General features: G+C 61.2%; 20 protein-coding genes. 7 read left to right on the top strand and 13 right to left on the bottom strand.

Annotated elements, in window-relative coordinates:
- The first annotated feature begins 300 nt into the window (after positions 1 to 300).
- From B9Z47_RS08290 to B9Z47_RS08275, 4 genes are all read left to right on the top strand, one after another.
- Positions 301 to 963, top strand: a complete 663-nt coding sequence (locus B9Z47_RS08290; protein ID WP_108330808.1) for an RluA family pseudouridine synthase — start codon at positions 301 to 303, stop codon at positions 961 to 963.
- 289 nt (positions 964 to 1,252) lie between these two features.
- A complete protein-coding gene (locus B9Z47_RS08285) occupies positions 1,253 to 2,530 on the top strand; it encodes a tetratricopeptide repeat protein (protein ID WP_158271647.1) in 1,278 nt (425 codons plus the stop codon).
- A 203-nt stretch (positions 2,531 to 2,733) separates the two neighbouring features.
- On the top strand, positions 2,734 to 3,906 hold the full coding sequence (locus B9Z47_RS08280) for a murein L,D-transpeptidase family protein (protein ID WP_108330806.1): 1,173 nt from the start codon (positions 2,734 to 2,736) through the stop codon (positions 3,904 to 3,906).
- 37 nt (positions 3,907 to 3,943) lie between these two features.
- Positions 3,944 to 4,237 carry a 2Fe-2S iron-sulfur cluster binding domain-containing protein gene (locus B9Z47_RS08275; RefSeq protein ID WP_108330805.1) on the top strand — a complete coding sequence of 98 codons (294 nt, stop codon included), beginning with the start codon at positions 3,944 to 3,946 and terminating at the stop codon, positions 4,235 to 4,237.
- A gap of 14 nt (positions 4,238 to 4,251) precedes the next feature.
- On the opposite strand, the gene ntrC is transcribed toward B9Z47_RS08275, so the two are convergent.
- From ntrC to B9Z47_RS08230, 9 genes are all read right to left on the bottom strand, one after another.
- Entirely contained in the window at positions 4,252 to 5,838 is a 1,587-nt protein-coding gene (gene ntrC / locus B9Z47_RS08270; protein ID WP_108331169.1) for a nitrogen regulation protein NR(I), read from the bottom strand.
- 35 nt (positions 5,839 to 5,873) lie between these two features.
- A complete protein-coding gene (gene glnL / locus B9Z47_RS08265) occupies positions 5,874 to 6,938 on the bottom strand; it encodes a nitrogen regulation protein NR(II) (protein ID WP_108330804.1) in 1,065 nt (354 codons plus the stop codon).
- On the bottom strand, positions 6,935 to 7,438 hold the full coding sequence (locus B9Z47_RS08260; RefSeq protein ID WP_108330803.1) for a hypothetical protein: 504 nt from the start codon (positions 7,436 to 7,438) through the stop codon (positions 6,935 to 6,937). Before B9Z47_RS08260 ends, glnL begins: the two co-directional genes overlap by 4 nt.
- Before the next feature lie 198 nt (positions 7,439 to 7,636).
- A complete protein-coding gene (glnA, locus tag B9Z47_RS08255) occupies positions 7,637 to 9,052 on the bottom strand; it encodes a type I glutamate--ammonia ligase (RefSeq protein ID WP_108330802.1) in 1,416 nt (471 codons plus the stop codon).
- Between the two features lie 296 nt (positions 9,053 to 9,348).
- Positions 9,349 to 10,164, bottom strand: a complete 816-nt coding sequence (locus B9Z47_RS08250) for a molybdopterin-binding protein (protein ID WP_108330801.1) — start codon at positions 10,162 to 10,164, stop codon at positions 9,349 to 9,351.
- A gap of 61 nt (positions 10,165 to 10,225) precedes the next feature.
- Positions 10,226 to 11,146, bottom strand: a complete 921-nt coding sequence (locus tag B9Z47_RS08245) for an EI24 domain-containing protein (RefSeq protein WP_108330800.1) — start codon at positions 11,144 to 11,146, stop codon at positions 10,226 to 10,228.
- A gap of 48 nt (positions 11,147 to 11,194) precedes the next feature.
- Positions 11,195 to 12,157, bottom strand: a complete 963-nt coding sequence (locus B9Z47_RS08240; protein WP_108330799.1) for a sterol desaturase family protein — start codon at positions 12,155 to 12,157, stop codon at positions 11,195 to 11,197.
- Positions 12,158 to 12,218: 61 nt separating this feature from the next.
- Positions 12,219 to 13,022: a polysaccharide deacetylase family protein gene (locus tag B9Z47_RS08235; protein WP_255418448.1), complete on the bottom strand. Its 804-nt coding sequence runs from the start codon at positions 13,020 to 13,022 to the stop codon at positions 12,219 to 12,221.
- On the bottom strand, positions 13,006 to 13,965 hold the full coding sequence (locus tag B9Z47_RS08230) for a YncE family protein (protein ID WP_369912078.1): 960 nt from the start codon (positions 13,963 to 13,965) through the stop codon (positions 13,006 to 13,008). The genes B9Z47_RS08235 and B9Z47_RS08230 overlap by 17 nt, the downstream gene beginning before the upstream one ends.
- An 84-nt stretch (positions 13,966 to 14,049) precedes the next feature.
- Here B9Z47_RS08230 and B9Z47_RS08225 point away from each other — a divergent pair, with 84 nt between their 5' ends.
- Entirely contained in the window at positions 14,050 to 14,868 is an 819-nt protein-coding gene (locus B9Z47_RS08225) for an alpha/beta fold hydrolase (RefSeq protein WP_108330798.1), read from the top strand.
- Here the strand turns inward: B9Z47_RS08225 and B9Z47_RS08220 are convergent.
- Positions 14,858 to 15,577: a pseudouridine synthase gene (locus tag B9Z47_RS08220; protein ID WP_108331166.1), complete on the bottom strand. Its 720-nt coding sequence runs from the start codon at positions 15,575 to 15,577 to the stop codon at positions 14,858 to 14,860. The genes B9Z47_RS08225 and B9Z47_RS08220 overlap by 11 nt on opposite strands.
- Before the next feature lie 77 nt (positions 15,578 to 15,654).
- On the opposite strand from B9Z47_RS08220, the gene B9Z47_RS08215 reads away from it, so the two are divergent.
- On the top strand, positions 15,655 to 15,933 hold the full coding sequence (locus tag B9Z47_RS08215; protein WP_108330797.1) for a hypothetical protein: 279 nt from the start codon (positions 15,655 to 15,657) through the stop codon (positions 15,931 to 15,933).
- Positions 15,934 to 16,163: 230 nt separating this feature from the next.
- Here the strand turns inward: B9Z47_RS08215 and ettA are convergent, their stop codons facing one another.
- From ettA to B9Z47_RS08200, 3 genes are all read right to left on the bottom strand, one after another.
- A complete protein-coding gene (gene ettA, locus B9Z47_RS08210; RefSeq protein WP_108330796.1) occupies positions 16,164 to 17,825 on the bottom strand; it encodes an energy-dependent translational throttle protein EttA in 1,662 nt (553 codons plus the stop codon).
- 137 nt (positions 17,826 to 17,962) lie between these two features.
- Positions 17,963 to 19,117, bottom strand: coding sequence for a 3'-5' exonuclease (locus B9Z47_RS08205; RefSeq protein ID WP_108330795.1), 1,155 nt, complete (start codon positions 19,115 to 19,117; stop codon positions 17,963 to 17,965).
- Between the two features lie 77 nt (positions 19,118 to 19,194).
- Positions 19,195 to 20,208, bottom strand: coding sequence for a tripartite tricarboxylate transporter substrate binding protein (locus B9Z47_RS08200; RefSeq protein WP_108330794.1), 1,014 nt, complete (start codon positions 20,206 to 20,208; stop codon positions 19,195 to 19,197).
- A gap of 322 nt (positions 20,209 to 20,530) precedes the next feature.
- Between B9Z47_RS08200 and B9Z47_RS08195 the strand changes: the two genes are divergently transcribed.
- Positions 20,531 to 22,375: a DEAD/DEAH box helicase gene (locus B9Z47_RS08195; protein ID WP_108330793.1), complete on the top strand. Its 1,845-nt coding sequence runs from the start codon at positions 20,531 to 20,533 to the stop codon at positions 22,373 to 22,375.
- The last annotated feature ends 140 nt before the right edge of the window (positions 22,376 to 22,515 follow it).

Below are 22,515 nucleotides of genomic sequence, written 5' to 3'. Positions count from 1 at the left end.
TGTGGCTTACCATAGAAGACATCCCGCTTTGGGATGCCAACCAAGGAAACGAACATGGCCAAAGGCGAACAACGCAGCAACAAAATGGCCAAGAAGCCGAAAAAAGACAACTCTGCCCCCAAAACCCACACGTCAGATCGGCCCATGGCGCCGACGACCTTTGTGGCACCGCGCGGCAAAGTCAAACCCTCTTGAGGGCCTCTGCGGGCTCAGGCCTGCCAACCAGCGCGGACACGCCCTCGGCTTGAACAGTTCGGCGCTCAGGCGGGTTCTGCAATTGTTTTTTCCTGATTTTTTGGCATGACCCCGATTTACGAAGACGAGCACCTGCTTGTGCTTGAAAAGCCCAGCGGCTTGCTGTCGGTGCCCGGACGCGGCCCGGACAAGCAAGATTGCCTGTCCAAACGCGTACAAGACATTTGGCCTGAGGCACTGGTCGTGCACCGACTCGACCAGGACACCTCGGGTTTGCTGATGATGGCTAAAGGCATTGAGGCCCAGCGGCGACTGAGCAAACTGTTTGAAACCCGCCAGGTACACAAACGTTATGTGGCGGTCGTGGCCGGTCACCCCTTGCACAGCCAAGCGCAGGTGATGGCCGATGAAGAAGGCTGGCGCACCATCGATGGCCCGATCTTGCTGGACTGGGAACGCCGCCCGATCCACATCATTCACCCCGATGGCAAGGCCAGCCGCAGCCGCTGGCGTGCCCTGCAAAGCGGCGACACCAGCACTTTGGTCGAACTGGAGCCGGTGACGGGCCGCACACACCAACTTCGGGTGCATCTGCAAAGCATTGGCCACCCCATGCTGGGGGACTCGTTGTATGCGCCGGCCGAGATCAAGGCCCTCAGCCCACGTTTGCTGTTGCATGCACAGGAACTGGCCTTTCCCCACCCTTTCACAGCCGCCCCCATGGCTTTCAAAGCCCCCGCGGGCTGGACGGCGCAGCCCCCGGGTTAAGGCTGAATCTCTCCTCGGGCATGCATGACACCGGTGGGCCGCCCTTGTGGTGCTCAGCCCAGTCTACGGCTAGCTTGGGGCCGATGGGCACAAATCCACGGTGCCGGTCGATGCCAAGCACCGTTCACAGCCGATTCAAACGATAAAATCTGTCATTTTTTGCAATCGACCCTTGTTCATGACGTTTTCACAACTGCTGCAGTGGCGATCTGCACCCCGACCTCCCTCACGGTGGGCCACGTTGGGGCTTCAATCTGCTTTGTTATGGGGTATTTGCAACGCCGCCAGCATGGCCCAAACGCAGATGAGCGATCCGGCACAGGACGCCATCAAGAAAGCACTTCAATCGGGACAACTCGACCAAGCTCAAAAATTGGTCTTGCAAGCACGTGAAGCCGCCCCCAAGAACGTGCAGTGGCAATTCATGGAAGGCGTGATTCAAGCCCAGCAAGGCCAAACCGACAAGGCCATTGACACTTTCAAGAAAATCACCGAAGCGCACCCGGACCTGTCCGAGGCATTCAACAACCTCGGCGTGCTGTACGCCGCCAAAGGGCGTCTGGAGGAGTCCAGGGCTTACCTTGAAAAGGCGCTGCAAACCCATCCGAGCTACGCCGCAGCGCACCGCAATTTGTCAGACGTGCTGAGCCAACTGGCCAAAGACAGTTATGGCAAAGCCTTGCAAGTGGACCCCAAAGTCCGTGCCAGCACCCCGCAGCTGACGCTTTTGGGCAGCATTGCCCCTGAAAAACGCACGCCAGTGGCTGTGGCCAAGGCCAACACACCCCTCGGTGCTGTGGCCAGTGCCCCTGCCAGCTCGGCCACAGCGGGGCCTGCCCATGCCGCTGCCAGCGCCCAGGTCGTGCCCCCTGCAGTCAAACCGGCTTCGCCTCCCGCCATCCCCTCGGTGGCTGCGGCGTCGGTGACCTCGACAGCCGATGCGCCCACCGCCCCCTCGGCTAAAACACTCTTGGCATTGCCCAAACCCGCGGCCCAGGCTTCTGCGTCCGTTCCGGTGGCAGCCGTCAAGCCAGCGCCACCTGCCGCTTCCGCGCCTGTCCAGGTGCCTGCCAAGCCCACTGCCGCCGCTGTTGCACCAGCGTTGCCTCAAGCGACCGCTCAGGCCGCCGCCAAAACAGCCGCAGCGAGCACCCCGGGCCAACCCACAGCAGCCGCAACGCCTGCACAAGCTCCTGCACGCCCCCCCACACGAGCCCAAGCCAACACCCCATCCGACCAGGATGCCGTGAAATCCGCCGTGCTCGGCTGGGCCAAGGCATGGAGCCAGAAGGACATGAACCGTTACCTTGCCGCCTACGCCAGCAATTTCCAGACGGGCAACATGACGCGCGCCAAGTGGGAAGCCGACCGACAGCTCAAAATTTTGTCCAAAAAGACCATTTCAGTGAACGTTAACCAGCTCCAAGTTGCCGTCAAGGGGGACAAGGCAACGGCCCGTTTCCAGCAAATCTACACATCCGACTATTTCCAGGGCAACAGCCGTAAAACGCTGGAGCTGCACAAGCAAGGTGAGCGCTGGGTGATCATTCGCGAGTCGGTGAATTGAAGCGCCAACGTTCACCCCAGGCATCCCGCAAAGCCACCGTCCAACCCCAACGTTCCAGGCCTTGGCGTTGGGCTTGGCCGAGTCTTCTGGCGGCAGTGATACTGGCCGTCGGTGGGTGGTTTTCTGAGGACCTGAAAACCGCCTTTTCCCGTGCAAGCACGTACATCCATGATCAAGCTTCTGACCTGACAGGCGGGCGGGCGATGCCCTGGCGTCTGGATTTTGACGGATTGACACCCGCCACCACGCCAGCATCCACCGACCCCGAACACATGGTTCGTCAGATTTACGCCCATCTGGGTCAAGGCGACAGAGCGCAGGCGCTGGCCACGGCCGCGCTGCTGGCGTCTGAATACCCCACGTTCCAGTTGGGCCAACTGCTTTATGCGGATTTGCTCAACATCAGCATCCAAAAACCTGTGTCATGGGCCGAGGTCAATGAAGCCGAACAACCCTCGTTGATGAAGCGGCTGAACGAACTGGTGTTGGAATCGAAACGGCGCTTGCAACGCCAAAGCGCTCAGCACCTGCTGGGTAAAGTCCCCGCTGCATTTGTATTTCTGAGCCCACAGCAGCCCTACGCGGCCGTGGTGGATGCCTCTCAATCGCGGATTTACTGGTTTGAAAACCGCAGCGACAGCACGGGCCGCATGCAATTGCAATTGATCAAGGAAACCTACATCTCGGTGGGGGTCAACGGGACAGGCAAACGGCAAGAAGGCGATGGCAAAACCCCACTGGGGGTGTATTTTGTTCAAAAAGGCTTACCCGGCGACACCTTGCCCGATCTTTTTGGGGTGGGCGCGCTGACGCTCAATTATCCCAACGCACTGGACTTGATGCAGAAAAAAACCGGCTCGGGCATCTGGCTGCACGGCACGCCCAGCGCGCAATACGCCCGCGCTCCCGAATCTACCGACGGTTGCGTGGTGCTGTCCAACCCGGTGATGGACGCGTTGATGAGCTTGCCAGGTCTGCGCATGACCCCGGTGGTCATCGCCAACAAGATCGACTGGTTGCCCAGTGGACAAACCAGTCCGTCTTTGGCTGATTTCAAGCCCACCCTGGACCAGTGGCTGGCGGCGCGCAACGGCCATGATCCTGAGGCCTTGAAACTGCACTACAGCACGCGCTTTGAACGCGACAACATGGACCTGGAGCAATGGTGGCCACGGCTGGCCCAAACCACTTTGGGTCACATCGTCAGCAAGCCCTTGGAATTGGTGTCTGTCTTGCAGTGGCAAGACGACATGCACACCATGGTGGTCACACTGAAAGACCCGAATCAGAAGGGCCAAAGCCAGCAACAGTACTTGCGCACCTATTGGCAAAAGGAAAATTCGCAATGGAAGCTGGTTTTTCAAGGACCGGCCTGAGGGTCAGAATGGGCAGGCCTTTGACGCCAACACGCGCATGAGCACCGAGCCGCCTTTTTTCAAGGCCTGCATAGAACCCGATGGCCATCGTTTTGACGCTGGGCGTGAACAGTCTTTGCTGCAGTCCATGGAGCAAGCTGGTCTGCAGTGGCCCAGCTCTTGCCGCGCAGGCACTTGTCGCACCTGCATGGGCCATTTGAGCGCAGGCCAAGTTCGCTACAAGATGGCATGGCCCGGCATGACCGCCGAAGAAAAGGCCGAGGGCTGCGTGTTGCCCTGTGTGGCCTTCCCCGTCAGCGACGTGGTGCTCATTGACCCTTTTTCAATTTGACGGGCTGAACACCCTCAGGCTTCATCCAGGCCCAGCTCCTGGATCTTGCGTGTGATCGTGTTACGCCCGATGCCCAATTTTTGTGCTGCTTCGATGCGCCTGCCCCGGGTCACGGCCAGCGCAGCCTGAATCAGACTGGTCTCAAAACGCCGCGTCAACACATCCCACACATCGGTGCGACCGGTGGCCAACAAAGCCAAGGCCTCTTGCTCCAAGCCAGCTTCCCAAGCCAATGAAGCGGGTGTCGCCCCTGCGGCTGCCATGGACATCGGCGTGGCCGGCGAACCCAACACCAGCGCCTCCAAAGCCATCAGTGAATCATCCCCTGCCCTGGCAGAAATGCCGCCTGCCGAGGAGAGCACGCCAGCACCTGTTGCGCTGCCGGCCGACAAGACACCCGCCGCCCCCTGCTCGGCCACACCCATGAGGCTGTCAGGGCTGCCCAGCACCTCGGGCGGCAAATCCTTGACTTCAATCACTTGGGCGGGCGCCATCACCGTGAGCCAATGGCAGATGTTTTCAAGCTGCCGAACGTTGCCTGGGAACCGGAAATGGCTCAACCGTTCGAGTGCGAGGTCCGAGATGCGTTTGGGCTCCACACCCAGCTGCTGCGCGCTGCGCTGCAAGAAATAGCGCGCCAGCATGGGCACGTCTTCGCGCCGCTCGCGCAAGGCAGGCAGGCGCAGGCGGATCACATTCAGCCGGTGGAACAAGTCTTCGCGGAACACGCCTTCCTTGACGCGTTGCTCCAGGTCCTGGTGGGTGGCGGCGATCACGCGCACATTGGCCTTGACCGCGCTGTGCCCACCCACGCGGTAGAAGTTGCCGTCGGACAAGACGCGCAGCAGGCGGGTCTGCAAATCAAACGGCATGTCGCCGATTTCATCCAGGAACAAGGTGCCGCCGTCGGCCTGTTCAAAGCGGCCCCGGCGTGAGGCTTGTGCGCCGGTGAAAGCGCCGCGCTCGTGGCCAAAGAGTTCGCTTTCCAGCAAATCCTTGGGGATGGCCGCTGTGTTGATGGCCACAAAGGGCTGTCCGGCGCGGGGCGAATGCTTGTGCAGCGCATGCGCCACCAGCTCTTTGCCCGAACCCGATTCACCGGTGATCAGCACCGTGACGTGGCTTTGCGCCAGGCGACCAATGCCGCGGAACACGTCTTGCATGGCCGGGGCCTGGCCGAGCATCTCGGGGGCGTCGACCATTTTTTCTTCGGTCACCTCTTCGCGCTGGCTTTCGCCCACGGCGCGGCGGATCAGCTCGATCGCCTTGGGCAGGTCAAACGGCTTGGGCAGGTATTCAAACGCGCCGCTGGAGAAGGCCGACACGGCGCTGTCCAAATCGGAAAACGCGGTCATGATGATGACCGGCAAACCGGGCAGGCGCTGTTTGATGGTGGCCAGCAAATCCAGCCCCGAACCACCGGGCATGCGGATGTCGCTCACCAGGACCTGGGGGCCGCCTTGGGGGTCTTCCGAGTCCAGCGCCTTGAGCACCTCGCGTGGATTGGTGAAGCTGCGGGTGGGCAAACCTTCTCGCAACAATGCTTTTTCAAGCACGAAGCGAATGGATTGGTCATCGTCTACGATCCAGATCGGCTTCATGAATGCGGCACTTTCTGTGGACACTTTTTTGTGCGTTAAGGCAACGGAATCAAAATTTTGAAATCCGTACGGCCAGGCTCGCTGTCACATTCGATCATGCCGTGGTGTTGTTGCACAAAGGTTTGCGCCAATGTCAGCCCCAGGCCCGAACCGCCTTCGCGTCCCGATATGAGCGGGAAAAAAATGCGGTCCTTGATCGAGTCTGGAACACCAGGCCCGTTGTCGATGACATGCAATTCCAATGCCAGGCGGTAACGCTGCTTGCCAAACGTGACTTGCCGCAAGATGCGGCTCCTGAGTGTGATCTGCGCATCGCCTTGCGCAATGCGTTCTTGCAGGGCCTGGGCGGCGTTGTGGGTGATGTTGAGCACCACCTGAATGAGCTGTTCGCGGTCACCGCGAAACTCAGGGATCGAGATGTCGTAGTCGCGCACGACCTTCAAGCCACGGGGGAACTCGGCCAGGATCAGGGTGCGAACACGCTCGCACACCTCGTGGATGTTCACATCGCTCACCACATGCGGGCGGCGGTGCGGGGCCAGCAGCCGGTCCACCAGGGTTTGCAGGCGGTCGGCCTCATGGATGATGACCTGGGTGTATTCGGTCAGGTCTTTGCTGCCCAGCTCCATCTCCAGCAGCTGCGCCGAGCCGCGAATGCCGCCCAACGGGTTTTTGATCTCGTGCGCCAGGTTGCGGATCAGCTCCTTGTTGGCCTGGGCCTGCTCCAGCAAGCGCTCTTCGCGCTCTTGGCGGGTTTGCTGCTCCACCGGCAGCAGCTCGACGATCACCTCTTGCGGCTGGTCCGACGGGGCCACGATCACATGCACCGGCAGGCTGTCTTCATGGTGCAGGCGGCGCAGCTGGGCTTCGTAGCGCAGGGCCGCAAACTCGTTGGACTGCGCGCCCGCCAGCGCATTTTTGAGCGGCTGTCCGTCCACAAAAAAGTCGGGCATGTGCAGGCCCTGCAAGGTGCGGCGCGACATGCCCAGCACGTCTTCGAGCGCGGCATTGACAAAGCGCACCTGACCACCGCCTTCGAGCACGGCCACAGGGGTGGCCAGCAAGTCAAAGGCCTGAAAACGAGACACAGGGGTGTTCATGGCGCGGCAGAACTGGCAAGCACCGGACGGCGGTTCAACTCGCGCTGCAGGCTGACAATGTCACGCTCGGTGCGCTCAATGGCGGCTTTGAGGGCCGCCACACGGTCCAGGTATTTGGTGTGGTTACGCGCTTCGCTGGCCCATTTTTCAGGCTCACCCTGGTTGTATTCCTGCACCAGTTGCGCGAGTTGCTGGCGCGCTTTGTCCAGCTCCAGACTCACAATGCTGCGGGCTTGTGCATCGCGCTCAGTTTGCGGGGCATTGGCCTGACGCACAGACTCCACTTTGGTGCGTGCATCGCTTGCGCGCACACCATCAGGGGGCGCGCCCACACGTGCCGACACGGCCGCAGCGGGCAAAGACGCCACCGGGCGTGTGCCCGTGATGACCGTGACCGCCTGAGGGGACATGCGTTCACACCGCGTGGTGTCGCGGGGCGCGTTGGTGTATTCCTGACCACAGCGGTAAATGGCTTCTTGGGCCAACACGGTTGTGGCCAAAACAGCACTCCACAAGCAACCCCGAGAAACAGGGCGTAGCCATTGCTTTGACACGGCGGATAAGAGGTTTTTCATGGTCTGAACCCGATGTGATCTGGCAGCTTCAAAAACGCAACGACATTGCACCAGAAAAAAAGGACGGCCTGAGCCGTCCTTGAGGGGCATTGCACGGGGCGTGTGCAATGTGGAACATACCGCTTACAGCGAGTAGTACATGTCGTATTCGACAGGGGACACTTCCACGCGGCTGCGGTTGACTTCCTGCATCTTCAGTTCGATGTAGGCGTCGATCCACGAGTCGGTGAACACGCCACCCTTGGTCAGGAAAGCGCGGTCAGCGTCGAGGGCTTCCAACGCCTGGTCCAGGCTGGAGCACACGGTGGGCACCAACTTGTCTTCTTCTGGCGGCAGGTGGTACAGGTCTTTGGTCGCTGCTTCGCCGGGGTGGATCTTGTTTTCCACGCCGTCCAGGCCCGCCATCAACAAGGCTGCAAAGCCGAGGTAAGGGTTGCACAGTGGATCGGGGAAGCGGGCTTCCACGCGACGACCCTTGTCGGATGCGACGTTGGGGATGCGGATCGAAGCGGAGCGGTTCTTGGCCGAGTAAGCCAATTTCACGGGCGCTTCGTAGTGAGGCACCAAGCGCTTGTAGCTGTTGGTGCCAGGGTTGGTGATCGCGTTCAGGGCGCGAGCGTGCTTGATGATGCCGCCGATGTAGAACAGGGCGAATTCAGACAAACCAGCGTAACCGTTGCCAGCGAACAGGTTCTTGCCGTCTTTCCAGACGGACTGGTGAACGTGCATGCCGGAACCGTTGTCGCCCGCGTAAGGCTTGGGCATGAAGGTGGCGGTTTTGCCGTACGCGTTGGCCACGTTGTGGATCACGTACTTTTGCATCAGGGTCCAGTCGGCGCGCTCAACCAGGGTCGAGAAACGGGTGCCGATTTCGCACTGACCTGCGCCAGCCACTTCGTGGTGGTGCACTTCAACTGGAATGCCAATCGATTCGAGGATCAGGGACATCTCGCTGCGCATGTCGTGTGTGCTGTCAACAGGAGGCACTGGGAAGTAGCCACCTTTGACGCGGTTGCGGTGACCGCTGTTGCCGTTTTCCATCTTGGTGCCGCTGTTCCATGGGGCTTCAGCTTCGTCGATGGCGTAGAAGGTGTTGTTCGGCTCGGTGCTCCAGCGCACGTCGTCAAACAAGAAGAATTCTGGCTCAGGACCGAAGAACGCAGTGTCGCCCAGGCCAGCTTGCTTGAGGTAAGTCTCAGCGCGCTTGGCGATCGAACGTGGGTCACGCTCGTAGGCTTTGCCGTCGGTGGGTTCGATCACGTCGCAGATCAGCACCAGGGTGACTTCTTCGAAGAAAGGATCGATGAAGGCGCTGTTGGCGTCAGGGATCAACAACATGTCGGAGGCTTCAATGCCCTTCCAGCCGGCGATCGAAGAACCGTCAAAGGCCTGGCCTTCTTCGAACTTGCTCTCGTCAAACTGCGACACGGGCGCAGTGATGTGCTGCCATTTGCCACGGGTATCGGTGAAACGGAAGTCAACGAACTTGACTTCGTTCTCTTTCACCATCTTCATCACGTCTGCGACGGTCTTGGCCATCAAATTCTCCTGAATGGAAAGGGGTTAAAAAGCTGACGCACAGGTCTTGCAGTTTCTGTGCCAAGTGGCCCAGTCAACCGAAGCTGAACAACCCGTGATTGTGCCTTGCGTCCGGCCTGCCGGGTTGTCTGCGTCACAAAAAAGCACAGAAAGCGGATGCGCGTCAGGGAATCGGCGGGCAAACTGGAAGCCCTATCTAAAATCTGGCGCTCCGCGAAGCCCGGCAAACCGCGTCACACCCAGCCCATCAATGCACCAAAACGGGTCAATTTTGCACTGTTTTGGTGTTTTTTAAATCAACGCACCAACTCAGGGCCATATTCCAGCGAAAAAGGTTTCAAGCCTTGGCGCAGGTCGGCATAGGCCCGCTCGGCATCCACGGGTTCGCCTTTGACACCCAACTCGATGTGGCGACCCCATTGTGGGTGGTCCACGCTGGGCAGGCTGAACACCTTCACGCCGGGATGCGCGGCTTCAATCGCTTCCATCAGCGGGGTCAAAGTGGCTTCCATCGCGCCGAAAATGACCACCGACTTTTCAACATACGCGTTCTGGCGGAAGTGAGCGCTGTATTGCGCATCCAGAATGGACTCGATCATCGGCCAAGCCATGACCGGAAAGCCCGGCACAAAGTGCACCGCGCCACCGCCGACACCACGGCAACTGAAACCAGGAATCTTGTTATAGGGGTTGCGGATGATGGCCGCTGTCTGGGGAAACACCCCCATGTTCAGGCGATGAACATTGTCAGGGCGGTCTGGCTCATAGGCCACGCCCTGCTCCCGGGCCGTGTCTTGCATGCGCTCGTGAATCAACAACTTGGCTTCGGGGTGCAGCACCAAGGGCACGCCCAGTGCCTTGCCAGCACATTGGCGCGTGTGGTCATCGGGCGTGGCCCCGATACCGCCACAACTGAACACCACATCGGCCGAAGCGAAGGCGCGCTGCAAGGTCGCGGTGATACGCTCTGGCGAATCCCCCACGTACTCGGCCCAAGTCAGGCTCAGGCCCCGCTGGGTCATCAGTTCAATGACTTTGGGCATGTGCTTGTCCTGGCGCTTGCCGGACATGATTTCGTCGCCAATGATGATCAGGCCAAAAGTCGGGGTCATGTGGGAGGTCTCGGGTTTCGGGATGAAAGGACGGTCTGCACACGGGATGGCATGGCAGCACTCAAAGGATGGGGCGGGGATCGACATCGGTGACGCCGTCGGCCTTGTTTTCACCTGCCCCTGCCCCCAAGCGGGCCACCGCGTGAGGAGAAGCCGGCACGGCGGTGTCATGGGCCGCTGCGTGCGGTGGTTCGTTGCGCAAAGCTTGCAAGGCCGCCAGCGAAAAATGCGCAAACCACAGCGAGGAAAAAGCAAAAACCAAGGTGTAGATCCAGATGGCCAGGGGCACGAGAATCACAAAGGCTGCGGCAAACAAGGCCCCCGAGGCCCACACCAGGCTGGGCGCTGCGCCCATGAGACCCGTGACCACCCCGATGCCCAGCAGGCTCATGCGGTGACGCGCCATCAGGGTGTTGCGCTCATCAACGCTGGCAAACTCGGCCAGCACATCAAACGCCATGACGCGGTAGGTGAGCCAGCCCCAAATCAGTGCGGGCAGCAGCATGGCCAAGGGCGGCACCAACCACATGGGCAAAGTGAGCAACAAGGCGCCCAGCGCCAGCAGCAATGACAAGAAGGTCCACCACAAACTCAAAAGCAAACTGCCGCCCCGTTTGCGCTGCAACCCCGCAAAACGCCGATCGGCCACCAAGCGGGTCAGCGAAGGCGTCATCAGGAACGACACCGCCAACAAAGACGCCACCACCACAAGGGGTGTGACCGAAAAAATCACCAGCAATGGTGCCACCACCGTCTTCAGATCGGGCAAGCCTATGCCTTCGAGCCAGCGCCACACCACCGCCAACCAACTGGAGGCGTCCAGCCAAGCACGCACCCAGGTGACGGCCATGTCCCAATACAGGTAGCCCAACAACCAGGACGAGGCCACGATCAGCACCAGCGGCAAAAAAGACAAGCCGATCACCCGTGGATAGAGGCAATACACCACCGCGCGCCAAAAGGAATCGATCAACATTTTCATGGTCGAAAGCTTAACAGCTGAGCGCAACGGGCCTGTGCGTCGCCCCGCTCAGCCACGCCCCAGCAGGCGCAACAAGCCCTGCCGCTGCTGCGCCCAAAAGCTGACGCCGTAGTCACGGCCTTGCTCCACTTGGTCGCGCACGCCTGTTGCGTCAAAGCGCAACTTGAAGTCGGCGGTGCCAAAGAGCATGTCCCACCAGGGCAGCAGCACCCCAAAATTACAGCCGCCCAGCACCTTGCGGCCCTGCACTTCGGATTCATGCCCAATGCCAATGCTGTGGTGCCTGCGGTGAAAACGCGGGCTGACCCACAAGCGCTCGCCGATGCGGCCAAACCAGATGCGCACATTGGCGTGCTGAAAGTTCTCGCTCAGCTGGCCGATGGCCACCAGCGCCACAAACTGGGCGGGCCCGACGCCGATCAGCACCGCCACCGCCGACAGGACCAGGCTGGTCACGATGTCATCGAGCAAGTGGTTGCGGTTGTCGCTCCACATGGTCATTTGCCGCTGCGAATGGTGCAGCGAATGCAGGGCCCACCAGGTGTTGGACTGGTGCTGCGCCCGGTGAATCCAGTAGTTCACAAAATCAAACACCACCAGGTACCCCACAAAACTGACCCAGGCCAGATCGGTCACACCAGGCCACAAACCGTCCAGGTGCAGCGTCGGCAGGCCCATGGCGCGCAAGCTGCCCAGCCCTTGCTCAAACGCGTAGTCAAACGTGAAGAACATCCCCAGCTTGAACAGCCCCAGCCGGTGAACCAGGGTGTAGACCACATCGGCCCACACCGCCAGGCGGTCTGTCACTGGCTCCACCGGCCAGCGCCGCTGCATGGGGCCAATCACGGCCAGCATGACCAGCAGCTGCAACAGGCCCACCACCACCCAGCCTGTGCCTTCGTAGGCTTTCTCGAGCAAATGGCCCAGGCCCGCGGCAAAGGCCACGGGTTGAACCAGCACTTCGTAAAGCGTTTGCTGCAGCCACTCGAAAAGGTCAATCAGGAAGTCCATAGGTGGGATTGTCGTGAATCGGGTCAAACCCGTCATCCAAACGGGCTGTCGATCAGGGTAATCAAAGGGGATTTTGGCGAACCCAGTCGCGGTAAGCCGGGTGCTCACGCAAAGTGGCAAAACACAAGCCACGCGCCTTCAGACCCACGATCAACGGCTCCAGCACGGCAGGTGCCCAAGGGTCTTGTCGCGACCAGATGCCCAGGTGCGCCATCAGGATGTCACCTGGGCGAATCCGTTGCAGGGCTTGTTGCAACAGCTGTGCATTGGGGTAGGGGTCGCTGGGCAACTCGTCGCCCAAAAAACCCGCATCGGCCCAACCCACATGGGCAAAGCCGCATTGCCGGGCCGCCTGAAGAAGGCGTGGCGACGTTTTGCCACCAGGGGCCCGGAACAGTGGCAGCGGGGCTTGCCCGGTTAACACCTGCAAGCGCTGCGCTGCCTGTCGCAAGTTGTCGCAGTAATCTTGCGCGGTCCAAAGGAGGTTTTGGCCCGCCTGTGCACCAGCGCTGGGGCGGATGCGAAATTTTTGCACACCACCTTCTTGCACATCGGCGCGCCAGTAAGCGTGGCTCCAAGTGTGCGAGGCAAAGGCATGACCTTCCGTTGCGCGTGCCTGCCACCAGGGTGCCCAGTGCTGGCCCAAGGTGCCGTCGCCCTCGCGGGTTTTTTCATGCGCTGCAAAAAAGGTGACCTTGACCTGTTGACGCTGCAGCACGTCAGCAATCAGCGGGGCCACGCCCATGTGGCCGGTATCGAATGTCAGATAAACAGGCTGGCTGCAACTGGCACCTGCCAGCGGCAAACTGCCCGCCCACAGCAGGCAGGCGGTCAGCGCACGAACCGCGTCAATGGCGAGGCGCATGGTCCAGTGTCCACACCCCATGGGGCGATTTGCCCACTGGGACCTGCCGCACCACCTTGCGCGTGGCGATGTCAATCACCGTGAGTTTCTTGGCCCAGCGCGAGGCCACCAAAATGTATTTGCCGTCGGCCGTGATGTCCATGCAGTCCGGTCCCGCAGGACCGGGAAACTCGGCCACAACAGCCATGTTCACATAGTCAATTTGGCTGATCGAATTGGTCACACGGTTGCTGACCATCACATGGCGCTTGTCACCCAAAGCCCTGAAGGCATGCGCCCCCTTGCCCGTGGTGATCTTTTTGACCCACTTGGGTTGAGCGCCGCTGATGTCGTAGACCTCTACCCCGTCCCCGCCGGTCAAGCCAACCAACAACGACTTGTCGTCGGGCGTACCGAACAAATCGGCCGGCACAGATCCCACCTTGGTGCGTGACTTCAAGGTTTGCGTTGCCAGATCAATCGCCACGATCTCATCGCTGTCTTGCATCGACGCCCAGACCATCTTGCTTTGGCTGTCGATCCACAGATGGCTGGGCGTCTTGCCCGTAGAGATGCGCTTGGCCAGCGTGGCGTTGTGACCATCCCAGTGGTAAACGTCCACGTGGTTCAGTCGGTTGGCGGCAATCACGAACCACTTCATGTCGGGTGAAAACCGCAGGTGGTACGGGTCGAGAATGCCCTTCACGGTGCGCTGGATCTGGGCCGTGCGCGGGTCAATGAAGGTGAGCGAGTCACCCATGGCATTGGCCACGATGACCGATTTCTCATCGGGAGTGAGGTACAAATGGTGCGGCTCTTTACCGGTGGGAATGCGCTTGGTTTCGGTCCAGCTCACGGGGTCAATCACGCTCACATTGCCATCGAGCGAGTTGAGAACAAAAACAGGTGCCGGTGTTTTGGCCTGCAAAGGGAGCGCCAAAGACGCCACAAACACCCAGGCCAAAACTCTGGAAAATACACAAAAACGGGTCACATCAGGCTTTCAAAATCGCGGTCAAGTGTAATCCGAGCGCCTCAAGGAATTTCGATGCACATCAATGGGTCTCAAAAAATAAGCATTCAGGGCATTCAGCTCGAAATCCAACGGGTTTCAGGCACCGGCACCGCCAGCCAACCCACCCTGGTTTTCCTGCACGAAGGGCTGGGCAGTGTGGCCATGTGGCGTGACTGGCCCGCCCAGTTGTGCCAGCGGCTGGGCTGCGCGGGCTTGGTGTACTCACGCCGGGGCTACGGCCAGTCGGATGCGGTGCCCGATGTGCGTGGCCCGTCTGACGAGGCCGATGGCCAGCGTGTGGGCCGTCTGCTGCCCGACTACATGCACGAAGAAGCCCTCGTGGTGCTGCCCGCCTTGTTGCGGGCACTGGGCATTGAGCGCCCGGTACTGCTGGGCCACTCGGACGGCGGCACCATCGCCCTGATCCATGCCAGCCACTTTGAGGTAGCCGGCTGCGTGGTCATGGCCCCGCATATGATGGTGGAAGACATCTCGATTGCGGCCATCACCGCCGCCCGAGATGCCTTTGAAAACGGCCCCCTGCGCCAGCGCCTGAGCGCCTACCATGCCGATGTGGACTGCGCCTTCTGGCAATGGAACGATGTGTGGCTGAGTGAGGCCTTCCGCTCGTTTGATATTCGCCCTGAACTGGGAGAGATTTCAGCGCCCTTGCTGGCCATACAGGGCGATGCCGACCCCTACGGCACCATGGCCCAGATCGACGAGATTGCCCAGGCTGTGCCGCATGCCCGCTTGCTCAAACTGCCCGACTGCGGGCATTCACCACACCGAGATCAGCCCGAAGCGGTGGCGCAGGCCATAGAGGCCTTCATGGCGCAAGTCAGGGCTTGAGCAAAGCCAGGTCTTCGTCCGTCAGCCAGCGCCATTGGCCAGGGGCCAGATCGTTCAACACCAGCCCCCCGATTTGCGAGCGATGCAGGCCCTCGACCCGGTTGCCCACCGCCGCCAGCATGCGCTTGACCTGGTGGTATTTGCCCTCGGTCAGGGTCAGCTTCAGGTGCAACTCACCCACGGCCTTGCAGGCAGCGGCTTTGACCGGCTTGGGGTCGTCGTCGAGCACCACGCCGCTCAGCAGCTTGTCCACCATCTCGGGCGTGATGGGGTGTTTGGTGGTCACCTCATAAACCTTGGACACATGGTGCTTGGGTGAACTCATTTTGTGGATGAATTGGCCGTCGTCGGTCATCAACAGCAAGCCCGTGGTGTCTTGGTCCAGTCGGCCCACCGCCTGCACGCCCTGCACCGCCGCTTTTTGGGGGCGCTGCCGCAGGGGCGCGGGCAGCAAGGTGTAGATGCTCGGCCAGGTCGACGGCTTTTGCGAGCACTCTGTGCCTGCGGGCTTGTTCAGCAGCACATAGGCTTTTTCCTTGAACGGCCAGTCGGTTCCCTGCACATTGAAATGCAGACCTTCCAACTCGAAAAACTCACCCGAATCGGTGACGGTTTCGCCGTTGACTTGCACATGGCCTTGCTGCACGAGTCCGGCACACACGCGGCGGGTGCCAAAGCCCTGGCTGAACAAAATGTCTTCCAGGCGCATGGGTTTGAGAGGTTTGGCTTTCATGGGGCATGATTGTCGCCGCTAAAACTTGTCCACTTTGCAGGAGACCCCGCCCCATGAGCGCCGCCCTTGACACCTTGAGCCGCATGACCGACGCACTGACCGCCAGCAGCCGGGGCGACTTGCCACAAAGCGAGATGATCCGGCTGTGGCGCAGCAGCGCCGCCGCCCTGCCCTTGCCCGAAAAATTCAGCATCGTGCTGGGCGATTTGCTCGACCGCATCGAGGCCAGCGCCCTGTTCAGCGGAGAAAGCTGCTCGTTCAGCCAGAAAGACCTGCTGGACAACCTGCAAGTGTGGGCGGACAAGGCACAGGCCAAGCTCTCAGCGCAATAGGTGGTTAGGCACGCATTCGGCCGCAGGGGCGACCTCCCACAGGGAAAAAGGCGCTGGCTGGGTTTCTTGTGCTGGGTATTTTGTGGGAGCGAGCCCCTGCTCGCGAATATTTGCACTGCCACTGCACGCATTCGGCCGCAGGGGCGGCCTCCCACAGAATAAACACAGCTTCAGCAGCCCCAAAACACAACGGGCCCCGAAGGGCCCATTGAGGTGTGCACAGCAGCTGATTACTTCAAAGCCTTGAAGCGCACGCGCTTGGGCTTGGCACCCTCTTCACCCAGACGGCGTTTCTTGTCGGCTTCGTATTCCTGGTAGTTACCGTCAAAGAACACCCACTGGCTGTCGCCTTCGGCGGCCAAGATGTGGGTGGCAATGCGGTCGAGAAACCAGCGGTCGTGGCTGATGACCATGATGGAGCCCGCGAATTCCAGCAACGCGTCTTCCAAGGCGCGCAAGGTTTCCACGTCCAAGTCGTTGGAAGGCTCGTCCAGCAGCAACACGTTGCCGCCTTCGATCAGGGTTTTGGCCAAGTGCAAACGGCCGCGCTCACCACCGGACAGCATGCCGACCTTCTTTTGCTGGTCCCCCCCGTTGAAGTTGAAACGGCCGCAATACGCACGGCTGGCCATCTGGAACTTGCCGACGTTGATGATGTCCAAGCCGCCCGAGACGTCTTCCCACACGGTTTTGTTGTTGTCCAGGTCGTCGCGGTTCTGGTCCACAAAGGCCATTTTCACGGTTTGGCCGATCTTGACTTCACCGCTGTCGGGTTGTTCTTTGCCCGCGATCAACTTGAACAGGGTCGATTTACCAGCGCCGTTGGGGCCGATGATGCCGACGATGGCACCTGCAGGCACCTTGAAGCTCAGGTTGTCGATCAGCAAACGGTCACCAAAGGACTTGCTGACGTTGTTGAACTCGAACACTTCGTTACCCAAGCGCTCGGCCACAGGGATGAATATCTCCTGCGTCTCGTTGCGTTTTTGGTATTCGTGGTCGCTCAGCTCTTCGAACCGGGCCAAACGGGCCTTGCTCTTGGCTTGGCGGCCCTTGGGGTTGGCGCGAGCCCACTCCAGTTCTTTCTTCATGGCTTTGGAGCGGGCGTCTTCGGTGCGCTGCTCGGTGGCCAGACGGGCATCTTTTTGCTCCAGCCAGCTGGAGTAGTTACCTTTGTAGGGAATGCCGGAGCCCCGGTCCAGTTCCAAAATCCACTCGGCGGCGTTGTCCAGGAAGTAGCGATCGTGGGTGATGGCCACCACGGTGCCCGAAAAACGCTGCAAGAACAGCTCGAGCCAGTCCACCGATTCGGCGTCCAAGTGGTTGGTCGGTTCGTCAAGCAAGAGCATGTCGGGGCGCGACAGCAGCAAGCGGCACAGGGCCACGCGGCGTTTTTCACCACCCGACAATTTGCCAATGATGGCGTCCCAGGCGGGCAAGCGCAGCGCGTCGGCGGCGATTTCCAGTTGGTGCTCTGAAGCATCGCCTGCGGTCGAGATGATGGCTTCGAGCTTGGCCTGCTCTGCGGCCAGAGCGTCAAAGTCGGCGTCTTCTTCGGCGTAGGCGGCGTAAACCTCTTCGAGGCGGGCCTGCGCGGCCTTGACTTCGCCCATGCCGCTTTCGACGGCTTCGCGCACGGTCTGCTCAGGGTCCATCACGGGCTCTTGCGGCAGATATCCGATTTTCAGGCCCGCCATCGGGATGGCTTCGCCTTCGATTTCCTTGTCAATACCGGCCATGATCTTGAGCAAAGTGGACTTGCCCGAGCCGTTGGTGCCCAGCACGCCAATCTTGGCGCCGGGGAAGAAAGACAGCGAAATGTCTTTGAGAATGTGACGTTTGGGCGGCACGATCTTGCCAACCCGGTTCATCGAAAATACGTATTGAGCCATGTGTAACCCTGAATAAAAAAGGGCAGAGACCGATCACCCCGAGGGCGTCAGCTCTGCACCGCAATCCTGCATGTGGAGGCTATTGCGGCATATGCAACCCGCCATTATCCCAGCTTGCCGGGCTGGACAGAGAAAAATCAGACCGAGCGCTCGCTCAACTGGCCAGAACGGCTGGAAAACTGCACCAGGCTGTTCATGGCTTCGAGCTGAACCCGGGCACTGCGCGAGCCATACACCTCGGCCCGCAACCAGGCGCATTCGGCGTCCAGCAGGTCGTCTGAGGCCAAACTGCACCACCAAACCCGCCCTTCGCCGTCCCAGCGGTAACCGCGTGATTTGAGCTTATCTTTGGCCTCAAACGGCGCACCTGTGGCGCGCAGCTTGTAGCGGGTCTGCCCTGCACCGGCCAAAAGGCGCGACAAACCGGTTTGGCCATCGGCCAAGGGCGAGGCCAGCACCTGCAGCAAGGCATGGCAATCCACCTGCGCCCGGTGTGCGTCGTAAAACCAGCCGCGCTCAGACGCCAAAAACTCCAGCTTGGCCGAGCCACTGCCCTCCTTCTTCCAGTCGATGCCCTGGAAAGAACAGCCCCAGGCCTTGCCCGCAAACACAGGCCAACGCGCCTCGACAAACGGCCGGTCAAACCCGGCGTTGTGCGCCACGACCAAGTCCGCTTGCGCCACCATGGCCGTCACGGCCGCGTCGTCGATGCGCTGCCCCTGCACCATGCTGTCGTCAATGCCTGTGATCTCGGTGATCTGGGGCGGAATCGGCTTGCCCGGGTCTTCAAACGACTCGTAAATGGTGACTGGCCCCACCGGCAAGCCGGTCGCGCTGTCCACCAGCACCGACAACATGGCCAGCTCAATGATTTTTTCGCTCTTGCTGTCCAGCCCGGTGGTTTCGGTGTCCAGCACGATCACGCGCTGCGTGGGCTGACCATGCAAGCCGCCGTAATCGCTTTGCGGCACCAGACGGCGCAGCACGCGAAAGTCCGGGTGCTGCGCCAAGGCGCGGGCCATGGCTTCGGGGTCAGCAGGAAGAGCAGCAGGGGCGACAAGGGCAACAGCCTCAGCCGTCAGCACCGCTGCGGGTTGAGCAGGGGCATGCACGGGTGTAGCCGCGGCCGCAGAAACTGGCAAAGGCGTCACTGCGGCGGCGGGCACGACTGGGGTGGCTGGAATGGCTTTTGCGGCTGGCGCGGGGGCTTTGGCAGGCCTGCCCGCTTTGGCGGGCTTGTTTGAGCCCCCGGCTTCAAAGCCGAAAAAACTCATCTGGTCGGTTTTGTTCATGGCCACAATTAAACCGCGTCTCAAGGGTGCCAGCACTGGACCTCAGGTGGTGATGCTTCAAATTTCGCGGAATTCACTCAATCGAGCTTGATCCCCAGATCCACCGCCAGCTTGATCCATACCGGCACTTCGCCTTCCCAATCCTTGCGCGTATCGGCCAGGTTTTTGGGCTTGTTGGGGATGGCGAAGGTCTCGCGCAGTTTGGCCGCTTTGTCGGTGTTGGACCAGGCCACGGCTTCATCGGCCAAGCGCTTGAGCACGGCTTCGGGCGTGCCGGTCGGGGCCATCAGGGGCAAACCGCCCTCCAGGCTGACGAGCCTGGCGGTGTCGCCTTGCTCCATCAGCGTGGGCACGTTGGGCAATTTGGGCGAGCGGTAGCTGCCCGTCACGCCGATGGCTCGCACGCCCCGGCTGGCCACCGCGTTGAACGCAAGATAGCTGCCCACCGCGATCTGGGCCTGGCCAGAGGCCACATCGAGCCACATGGGCGCTTCTCCCCGGTAGTGCACCGACTGAATCTGAGTGCCGCGCACCCGGTTGGTCTGGTCGGCCACCATGTGCGGGTAAGAACCCGGCGCGTAGGTGCCCATCGAGGTCGGGTTCTTTTTGGCCCACTCGACAAACTCGGCCATGTTCTTCGCAGGGATCTTGTCGTTGATGCCCACGACCAAAGGGCCCGAGGGGAACACGGTCACCGGGGTCAGGTCCTTGTCGAGGTTGTAGGGCAGCTTGCTGTACAAGATGCGGTTTTGCCAGAAGGTGCCCGAGGTACTCATGACCAGCGTGTGGCCGTCTGCAGGCGATTTGGCGGCAGCGTCGATGCCGATGATGGCCCCGGCGCCGGGTTTGTTGTCGATCACCACCGGCACACCGAGCTTGCCAGACAGGTGTTCGCCATAGCTGCGTGCCAGCGCATCGGTCAGCCCGCCGGGCGGAAAAGCCACAATGACCCGAATGGGTTTGGCCGGCCAAGGGGCGGCCTGCGCCAGGGCCTGGTGCAAAGGGGTGCTGGCCGCCAGGGCCATGACCGCACAGGTGGTGATTTGCAAAAAGCGGCGGCGGTCTTGGGCTTGGGTTTTGTGATGGCTCATGGTCTGGTATCGATGAAAAATGAATGCCCAGTCTAAGCAAGCCCCCTGCCACTTTGAATTGGGGTTTGAACCCATGACGCGCAAGTGACCCGGGCCTGCCAACACCCCAAACAAGGCCTGCCCGCGCTTTGTGCGACAATCCAACCCGCTGCAGCCTCCAGTTGCCGCAGCATCAGCACTTCTGCTGGGGCCTGACCCAGGCAACGCTCAAAACAAGCGCCTGCGGTTTCCATGCCCACCCTAAGACTTATCGGCCCTCACTGGTAACTGCCACCCGCAGTTGAATGAGCCGATACCCGCGCCGGACATGGCGCTCTGAAAAATGAACTTCGAAGAATTGAACCTGGCCCCGGCCATCATGCAAGCTGTGCGCGAGCTCGGCTACGAAACCCCTACACCCATCCAGGCCCAGGCCATCCCTGCCGTCCTGGCCGGACATGACCTGCTGGCTGGCGCGCAAACCGGCACCGGCAAAACCGCCGCCTTCACGCTGCCCATGCTGCACAAGCTGAGCCTGAGTGAGCCCGGTCAAAACCGCTTTGGCGGCAAAGCCATCCGCGCCTTGGTGCTCACGCCCACCCGCGAACTGGCCGCCCAGGTCGAAGAGTCGGTGCGCGACTATGGCAAATACCTCAAGCTCGACTCCACCGTGATTTTTGGTGGCGTGGGCATGAACCCGCAAATCAACAAGGTCAAGCGCGGCGTGGACATTCTGGTGGCCACACCTGGCCGCCTGCTGGACCTGCAAGGTCAGGGCTTCCTTGATCTGTCCACGGTGGAAATGCTGGTGCTCGACGAAGCCGACCGCATGCTGGACATGGGCTTCATCCACGACGTGAAGAAGGTGCTGGCCCTGGTGCCCAAAGAAAAGCAGAGCCTGCTGTTCTCGGCCACTTTCAGCGACGAGATCCGCGAGCTGGCAAACAACCTGCTCAAGAACCCACAAAGCATCCAGGTCACGCCCAGCAACACCACGGTGCAGCGCATCACGCAGGTGATCCACCCCGTGGGCCGCAACAAGAAAAAGGACGTGCTGCTGCACATCATCCAGAAGCACGACTGGAGCCAGGTGCTGGTGTTCACCCGCACCAAGTTCGGTGCCAACAATGTGGCCGACTTCCTGACCAAAAACGGTGTCAAGGCCATGGCGCTGCACGGCAACAAAAGCCAGACCGCCCGCACACAAGCGCTGGCTGGTTTCAAGAGCGGCGACATCCGCGCTCTGGTGGCCACCGACATTGCAGCGCGCGGCATCGACATCGAAGACTTGCCGCACGTGGTGAACTTTGAAATCCCGAACGTGTCGGAAGATTACGTGCACCGCATTGGCCGCACTGGCCGCGCGGGTGCCAGCGGCGAAGCGGTGAGCCTGGTCTGTCTGGACGAAGAAGGCTTCATGATGGACATTGAGCGCTTCACCAAACAAGAGATTCCAGTGCAACTGCTCGAAGGTTTTGGTCCTGAGGCCGGTGAAGTGGCCGAGCCCATCGCCATGGGTCGCCAGACCCTGTGGGGCGGCGCGGGCAAGCCACCGGGCCGCGATGTGATGGCCGCAGCCGCCAAGGCCGCACGCCAGGACATGATGCAACGCATCCGTGACAACAAAGCACCCGGCGGCAGTGCCGGCGGTCAGCGCCAGGCTCGCGGCGAAGGCCAAGGTCCGGCCCGCGCACCGCGCAATGGTCCCGCCCCGTCGCGCCGCAATGGCCCACAGGGCGCACCGCGCTTTGAAGGCCAGGCCGATGGCCGCCGCGAAGGCGGTCGGGATGGCCACCGTGACGGTGGTCGCGGCCAGGAACAGCGTGGCGATCCGCGCTTTGACAACCGTGGCGATGGCCAGGGCCGTCCCGCACCACGCGGTCCGCGTCCTGAAGGCCGTGGCCCGGCACGTGGCGCACAAGGTGGCCAGGGGGGTGGTCAAGACCGCCGCCGGGGCGATGGTGACGAACTGCCACGCCACATTGACCCGCTGAAAACCACGCAGTTTGCGCGTCTGGACCTGCCCAACCGCAAGCCCGTGCGCACCAGCGGCCAACCCGACCCGACACGCACCAGCATCGACAGCCTGGCCAGCGGCGGTCGCCGCCATGGCGGTGGTGGCGGCGGCGGTTACGGCGGTGGCAACCGTGGCGGTAACGGTGGTGGTGGCCGGGGATTTGGCCGCTGATCAGCGCCTTGCCCCATCGGCATAGGGGGCCTCCCTGATGGGAGGCACCCCTGCCACACCACCCGGCATGCGGGTCCGCACCGGGCGGTTCGAGCGCTTGAGGTCAGGACAGCCTTGGCACCCCCAGCCGATCAAAGTAC

This window comes from Limnohabitans sp. 2KL-1 (assembly GCF_003063435.1).
In the GTDB taxonomy this organism is placed as follows: Bacteria; Pseudomonadota; Gammaproteobacteria; order Burkholderiales; family Burkholderiaceae_C; genus Limnohabitans_A.
Note: the sequence above shows the minus strand (reverse complement) of the source record. Positions and strands in the feature narration are given on the sequence as shown.